This window comes from Cupriavidus sp. IDO, from assembly GCF_000812465.1.
In the GTDB taxonomy this organism is placed as follows: domain Bacteria; phylum Pseudomonadota; class Gammaproteobacteria; order Burkholderiales; family Burkholderiaceae; genus Cupriavidus.
This window is the reverse complement of the sequence record NZ_JWMA01000085.1, coordinates 20,278-27,049: the sequence shown is the minus strand read 5'-3', so window position 1 is coordinate 27,049 and position 6,772 is coordinate 20,278. Positions and strand designations below refer to the sequence as shown.

At 63.8% G+C, this 6,772-nt stretch carries 5 protein-coding genes and 2 tRNA genes; 4 read left to right on the top strand and 3 right to left on the bottom strand.

Going from position 1 to position 6,772, the window contains the following annotated elements:
- Positions 1 to 127: 127 nt before the first annotated feature.
- Positions 128 to 604: a SixA phosphatase family protein gene (locus RM96_RS23505; RefSeq protein WP_039014090.1), complete on the bottom strand. Its 477-nt coding sequence runs from the start codon at positions 602 to 604 to the stop codon at positions 128 to 130.
- 230 nt (positions 605 to 834) lie between these two features.
- Entirely contained in the window at positions 835 to 1,056 is a 222-nt protein-coding gene (infA, locus tag RM96_RS23500; RefSeq protein ID WP_008641674.1) for a translation initiation factor IF-1, read from the bottom strand.
- Between the two features lie 618 nt (positions 1,057 to 1,674).
- Here infA and RM96_RS23495 point away from each other — a divergent pair.
- On the top strand, positions 1,675 to 2,193 hold the full coding sequence (locus RM96_RS23495) for a hypothetical protein (protein WP_039014088.1): 519 nt from the start codon (positions 1,675 to 1,677) through the stop codon (positions 2,191 to 2,193).
- A gap of 80 nt (positions 2,194 to 2,273) precedes the next feature.
- Here RM96_RS23495 and RM96_RS23490 read toward each other — a convergent pair.
- Positions 2,274 to 2,350: transfer RNA gene (locus RM96_RS23490), tRNA-Pro, on the bottom strand.
- A 425-nt stretch (positions 2,351 to 2,775) separates the two neighbouring features.
- Here RM96_RS23490 and RM96_RS23485 point away from each other — a divergent pair.
- The 3 genes from RM96_RS23485 (at position 2,776) to RM96_RS23475 (ending at position 6,768) form a co-directional block, all read left to right on the top strand.
- Positions 2,776 to 4,032, top strand: a complete 1,257-nt coding sequence (locus RM96_RS23485) for a GGDEF domain-containing protein (RefSeq protein WP_039014099.1) — start codon at positions 2,776 to 2,778, stop codon at positions 4,030 to 4,032.
- 52 nt (positions 4,033 to 4,084) lie between these two features.
- Positions 4,085 to 4,161 (top strand) — tRNA-Arg (locus tag RM96_RS23480).
- Between the two features lie 297 nt (positions 4,162 to 4,458).
- Positions 4,459 to 6,768: a patatin-like phospholipase family protein gene (locus RM96_RS23475; RefSeq protein WP_082016689.1), complete on the top strand. Its 2,310-nt coding sequence runs from the start codon at positions 4,459 to 4,461 to the stop codon at positions 6,766 to 6,768.
- Positions 6,769 to 6,772 lie beyond the last annotated feature (4 nt).

Below are 6,772 nucleotides of genomic sequence, written 5' to 3'. Positions count from 1 at the left end.
CTCGCCTGCACCGCAAGGCCGGATATAAGTCTGCAACCAGTCCTGCTCAAGCCAGCATGTTCGTCTTACCTTGCAAACCGGGGCGCGTTCATATAAGGCAGACGCCGGATCCGCTTTCAGAAAATGCTCAGAGGAATTCTGGGTTGATTACGGCGCGCAGCACTGTCTGTGCCTCGCTTTCGCGGGTGCGGCTGGTCAGCCACCAGATGCCGCTCTTGCGCACGCTCCAGTTCATTTCCGTTCCGGCCAGCAGCAGGCTGACCAGCCGGCCGATCCAGGGCTGGTGACCGACCACGACGATGTTCTCGTCGCCCTGGGGCCAGCCAACAGCGGCAAGGACCGCGCTGACATCCGCTCCGGGCGCAAGATCGGCCATGACTTCGGGATGACTGCTCAATGCCGCGGCGGTTTCGCGCGTGCGCAGGGCCGGGCTGCAGATGATGCGGGTGTCGGCCGGCAGGTGGGCGCGCAGCCAGACTGCGGAACTGTCGGCCTGCTTGCGGCCGCGCTGGGTGAGAGGGCGTTGCAGGTCGGCGTTGCGGCTGAGGCTGAGCGGGTCTGGTAATTCCTCGGCTTCGGCGTGGCGCCACAGGATCAGATTCATGTCGGAGGCAGGCCAGTGATTGTGTTTCGAGTATGGAGAAGCTGCCCGACGGGTGCAAGCCGCGGCCTTAGGAGCCGCCGCGACCGTGACCGGAAACGAAAAACGGGCTGCCTGTCAGGCAGCCCGCAAGTGTCTCCAAGCGCGGTGTCAGTTGCGTGACAGCGCGCTGGTGTCCACGGATTCGCCCGCAGGCGGGAGGATGCCCGTCCCGTCTGCGACGCGATAAAAACTCAGGACTTGTGGCGGAAATTAATGCGGCCCTTGGTCAGGTCGTAAGGCGACATTTCCAGGGTGACGCGGTCGCCGGCCAGGATGCGGATGCGGTGCTTCTGCATCTTGCCCGAAGCGTATGCCCAGATTTCCACACCGTTTTCCAGCGTCACGCGATAGCGGTTATCGGGCAGGGCTTCCGAAACCACGCCGCCAAATTCAATGAGTTCTTCCTTAGCCAATCTGTCTTCCTTTTTGGCAGCTCACAGGCTGCATGGTTGAGTTTAAATCTTGTGTAACGTGCCTTCTGGTGGGTGCCATCCAGGTCGCACGGGCACAAGGTCCGCCGTCTTGCGGCGAGCCGCGCGTTCGGGTTGCTCAGGGCAAGCTGACGAGGGCCGGCGGCGCGCAAGACGCCAAGTCTGATTCGGTCCAGGTTAGGGAATCGTCCAGGGGCGCGGAATTGCCAGGGCGATTGCCTTGCCGGTTACGGCCAAGGGAAATCCGGCCGTGCGAGTCGCGGGATGAGCGGGCAACGTGTTTCCGGTGGCTCGCCAGGTCGTATGCCGTCGCTTGAAGCGCTTCGAAGGGCTTGCCTTCGCTGGTGAGAACGCCCGGTTACAGGGATGCACAAACACCCCGGGGCTAACGAACGATTATACCACGTACGCAACTGCAGCATTTAGGGCTTCCCGCCTTTGCCAAGCGGCGTACGCCGATTGTTGCGTTGCGACATCACTAAATCATGGTGCGTTTTTATGCACTTCCGATGGCGGGCCGCGAGTTTGGTATTTGCCGCAAATGGGCTAGAACTATCACATGGGCCCGTTCCCGGGTGCCAATCAGGCAAGGAGGTTTCCATGGAACTCCATATGCAAAGTCACCACTATGTGCGCTGCAAGCCGGACTGGCGGGCGGCAGTGGTGGCAGGTCTCATAGCCGGAGTTGTATATATGGTGCTAGAGCTGCTGACGGCGCGCTTCCTGCTCTACCAGGGGGCGTGGGGCACGGTGAAAATGGTTGCGGCCCTTATTCTTGGTCGTGAAGCCTTGGCTTCGGCTGACGCCTTCAGCTGGACGATCGTCCTGGCGGCAGGCACCGTGCACTTTGCGCTGTCGATTATCTTCGCGGCAATCCTGGCGCTGGTCCTGGCATCGTTCCGCTTAGATTCCAGCATGGCGCTGGCCTCGCTGGTAGGGGTGCTGTTCGGCGCGATAGTTTATTTCGTGAATTTCTATGCGCTGGGGCGTTACTTCAACTGGTTTGATGAAGCTCGCAGTTGGGAAAGCCTGTTCGCCCACGCCTTGTTCGGCCTGATTGCTGCCGCTGGCTATTATCATTTCGAGCGACGGCGGGCGGAAGCTGCCCAGGGTGGCTGATTCGTGCCGCAATGAAAAACGGCTTACGTCCTGCGACGTAAGCCGTTCCTTTTGCTGCCAAGTTCTTTTGCTGCAAATACTGGTCGGAGCGATAGGATTCGAACCTACGACCCTCTGATCCCAAATCAGATGCGCTACCAGGCTGCGCTACGCTCCGAAGCCGGCGATTGTAGCCCGGTTGCATGAGCGCGGTCAATGGCGCAATGCGCGCGACTTGCCGCGCACCTGATGGCCAGTCGTGGTGCTCATGCGGCACCCTGCTTCGGACGGGCAAGCTTCGGCTTGACTTGGTCTCGGGCGCTGAGATAATCCGCAGACCGCTTCAGTCCGAACCGGCGCCCTTGGGGGACGCCGGGTTGTATGGCTTCCAATCGGACTGGCCTGACAATGAGAACAATGATGCCCCGGGTCCTGGCGGCATCACAGGCAGCATCCGCCTGCCCGCTTTCTGGCGGCAGTCGCCGGATCGGCCAGAACAGGAATCTGCGGCAATCGACAACACCGGTCCCAAAGCAGGACCGAAATCAAGAGGGAAGGCGGCGCCGTGCGGAGCGCTGCTGGTCGCCTTGGACGGGAATGAAGATGTTTCAGTCGCACGTAGTTGTGCTGATCGCGGGTTTGTTCGCCTTGCAGATGGCAATTGTCTGCCTTGTTTTGCGGCGTTCGCCTGGCATGGATCGCAGTGGCCTGACGTCATTTGCGCTGGGCGACCTGGCCGCGACGCTGGGCGCTTGCCTGCTGGCCGCGCAAGGATTCTGGCCGGACCGGGTGAGCGCCGGTGCGGCGGATCTGGCGCTGCTCCTGGCGCTCTCCGCCATGGCTCGGGGCACACGCCACTTTGTCGCTGCTCCGGGACGCGTGCTTGCGCTGGTCGTCCTCAATCTTGCGGCGGGAGTCCTGGTGATTTCAGGCGCGCTGCCACCGTCAATGGCTCTGGTCCCACTACCGATGCACTGGATCGTCGTGGTGCTGGCGGGCTGCCAGGCTGCCCTGTTGCTGGACCTCGCGATCAGTATCGGCCCATTGTTGCCGACCCAGCGTGGGACAGGCCGGCTGGCGGCGCTGTCGCTGGTGATGATTGCGCTGACCAGCGCGGGCATCAACGCGTGGGTGGTCGCTGGCCCGCTCGTGGAACTGGTTGACGGCAAGCCGCTGCCTATCCTCGAGACGACGGTGCCGTATGGCGCGCTGACGATCCTGAATGTGTTCGCAGTGGTTGGATTGTCGGTCAGCTTTGCGCTGATGGCGCATGACCGGTTGCGGCGCATGCTGGAGCGTCGAGCGCGGCATGACGACCTGACCGACGTGCTGTCCCGCGGCGCCTTCTGGGAAGAGCTCGAGGCAGCCTGCACAAATGCGGAGCGGCAGCGTCAGCCCCTGACCGTGGCCTTTGTCGATCTGGACCACTTCAAGGCGATCAATGACGTTTACGGCCACATGGCGGGCGACAGCGTGCTGCGTCATTTCGCCGGCCTGCTGCGCAAGACCTCGGGGCTGAATGACATCATCGGCCGGCTCGGGGGCGAGGAGTTCGCCATTGTCATGCCAGACACCACGCTCGAGAGCGGGCGCGCGGCGAGCATCCGGCTCAATACGGCAGTGCGTGCCGCGCCTTGTCCTTCCGAGCCGGACGCCATTTCCTACACGGTCAGCATCGGCATGGCCTTGCGACAGCCGGGCGAGGATGCCGATACGCTGATGCGTCGCGCCGACCGCGCGCTTTACGATGCAAAGCTGAAAGGGCGTAACTGCGTGTCGATGCATTCAGCCGGCCAGGAAGTGCAGGAGGGCGGGGTGGCAAAGTTCGTGACTCGCCAACGCCAGCGCCTGGCGTCCTGACAGAATTTGCGGCATCACCGTCGCATCGCACTGCGGTAGAATGCTGGCCTTCGCGTCCTTAGCTCAGTTGGATAGAGCACTCGCCTTCTAAGCGAGCGGTCAGAGGTTCGAGTCCTCTAGGACGCGCCAGAATCGAGGCTGATGCAGCCCCTGCGAGCCCCGGCATCGGGAACTACGCCGGCGAAATGCCGGGCGAGCTCGATTCGGCAACTGGCTTGCTGGTGGCGCAAAAGGCACTGCATATCCCGCCCGTGGCACGCCTCCCACGGTTTGCCTGCGCCGGCGGACGGCCTTACGCCTGGCGACTGTTCAAGCCGCCGCGTTTGCCTTATCGTGGCAGGCTTCCCGCACGCATGGAAGCCGGCGCCGGACCGCGGCCGCCTCTGCCGCCCCTGCACGGCGATTCCATTGTCCTTCTGCCTCGTTATGTACCGCTTGAATTTACGCCGGGCCACGCCCCGGCGCTGGCTGCTGCATGTCTGGCTGCTCTTGCTGGCGCTGTCTTCTGCCTTGCCGGCGGGTGCCGCACAGCCGGAGTCCGCCACCCCGGCGGCCGGACCCAGGCGTCCCCGTATCGGCCTGGTCTTGTCAGGCGGCGGCGCGCGCGGCTACGCCCATATTGGCGTGCTGAAGGCACTGGAGGAGATGCATATCCCGGTGGATTGCATCGCCGCCACCAGCATGGGGGCAGTGGTTGGCGGACTGTATGCCAGTGGCCTGTCGGCGGGCGAGCTGGAGGCGCGGCTTTCGCACACCAACCTCAGCGACATCGTGTTCGATCGCAACGAGCGGGCACAGCTGCCACAGTCGCTGCGGGAGGATGACATCCAGTACCCCATCAGCATCTCTGCCGGGTACGGCGACGGCAAGCTGAAATTGCCAAGCGGGCTGGTGCAGGGTAACCGCCTGCTGGCCCTGCTGCAGAACTGGACCGGGCAGCTGCCGGCCGACGTTGCCTTTGACCGGCTCCCGATCCCGTTCCGCGCGGTGGCGACCGACCTTGGCAATGGCGAGCCCGTGGTGCTCGATCACGGCTCGCTGCCGCTGGCGATCCGTGCCAGCGTGGCGGTCCCCGGCCTGTTTGCACCGGTCAAGGTAGGCGGGCGCACCCTGGTCGACGGCGGCCTGGTCAGCAACCTGCCGGTGCAGCTTGCGCGCGACATGGGCGCCGACATCATCATCGCCGTCAATATCGCCTCGCCGCTGGATGACCCTGCCAGCCTGGACTCGCCGGCAGCGGTGACGCAGCAGATGATCACGATCCTGACCAACCAGAACGTGACTTCGCAGAAGGCCCTGCTGCGGAGCCAGGACATCCTGCTCGAGCCACAACTGGGCCAGCTCTCGTTCACGGATTTCTCGCGTGCCAACGATGGCGTGCAGGGCGGCTGGGCCGCTGCACATGCTGCCGGCTCCCGGCTGGCCGCGATGTCGCTGCCGTCCGCGGCGTGGCAGGACTATCTTGCGGCGCGCAAGCCGGGCCCCGTGCTGGCGGCACATGCGCGCATCGACGTGATCGAGATTCACACCCATGGGCGCGTGCCGCCCGAGTACGTGCGCCAGTACCTGGGGGTGCGCGAAGGCGATACATACGATGGCAGTGCGCTCAACCGGGACCTGGCGCAGTTGTCCACGACGGGCGATTTCGAGAGCGTGACCCAGGAAATCGTCAATGAGAACGGGCGCAATGTGCTCAGGGTCGATGCGCAGGAGAAATCCTGGGGGCCACATTTCCTGCTGGCGGGCTTTGGCGTTTCCACGACCTTCAACGGGCAGGGGGGCTTCAACCTGCAGCTGGGCCACCGGTATCCGTGGATCACGCAAAGCGGGCTGGAGTGGCGCAATGACATCGTGCTTGGGAGCAATCAGGCAAAGTGGCATACCGAACTGCGCCAGCCGGTGTTCGACCGGCAGGGATTCTATATCGCGCCCTATGCCGAATATGGCCGCAAGCGCGTCGACCTGTTTTCGGACACCGCCTCGCCAAGCAGTACGGTGCCGCTCACGGCGTTCCGGGTCGAAACGGCCATGGCGGGGATGGACCTGGGGGTGCCGATCGGCAGGCTGGGCGAGTTTCGGGCCGGCATGAACTACCAGCAGGTCAGGTACACCCCGGCCTACAGCCTGTCGACTTCGCGCGAACGCCTGTTTCCCAACGGCTATGTCCGCCAGCCCACGGTGCGGGCGCAACTGACGATCGACCAGCTGGACGACCCCCTGTTTCCGCGCAATGGCTACTACCTCTTCGCCACCAACCAGCTCGCTTTCGGCGGCGCCGACAATCGCTATAACGACGCACGTGCCAAGACGCTGTGGGCCACCAGCTACGGCCGCCATACGCTCAACCTTGCCGCCGAAGCGGCAGTGACCTACGGCGACCACCGCAGCGACAACAGCTTCAGCGGCGGTCTCGGCTTCACCCTGGGCGGCTTCCAGCATTTGTCGGCTTATGCGCCCGATCAGTTCTCCGGCAACTACCTGCTCTATGGCCGCGTGACCTATCTCAATGAACTGCGCGAATTCATCCTGCCGGGCCTGCGCACCACCGTGGTAGGTGCCAGCCTGGAAGGCGGTGATGTATGGCTGCGGCGCCGGAACTTCGGCTCTGGCCCATACAAGTCCAGCGCGAGCCTGTTCATCGGCGGCAACAGCGTCATCGGGCCGCTGTATTTCGGCTTTGCGGCGGCCCCGCAGGGCGTGTGGAACCTCTATCTGCAGCTGGGCCGGGTGTTTTAGCCCC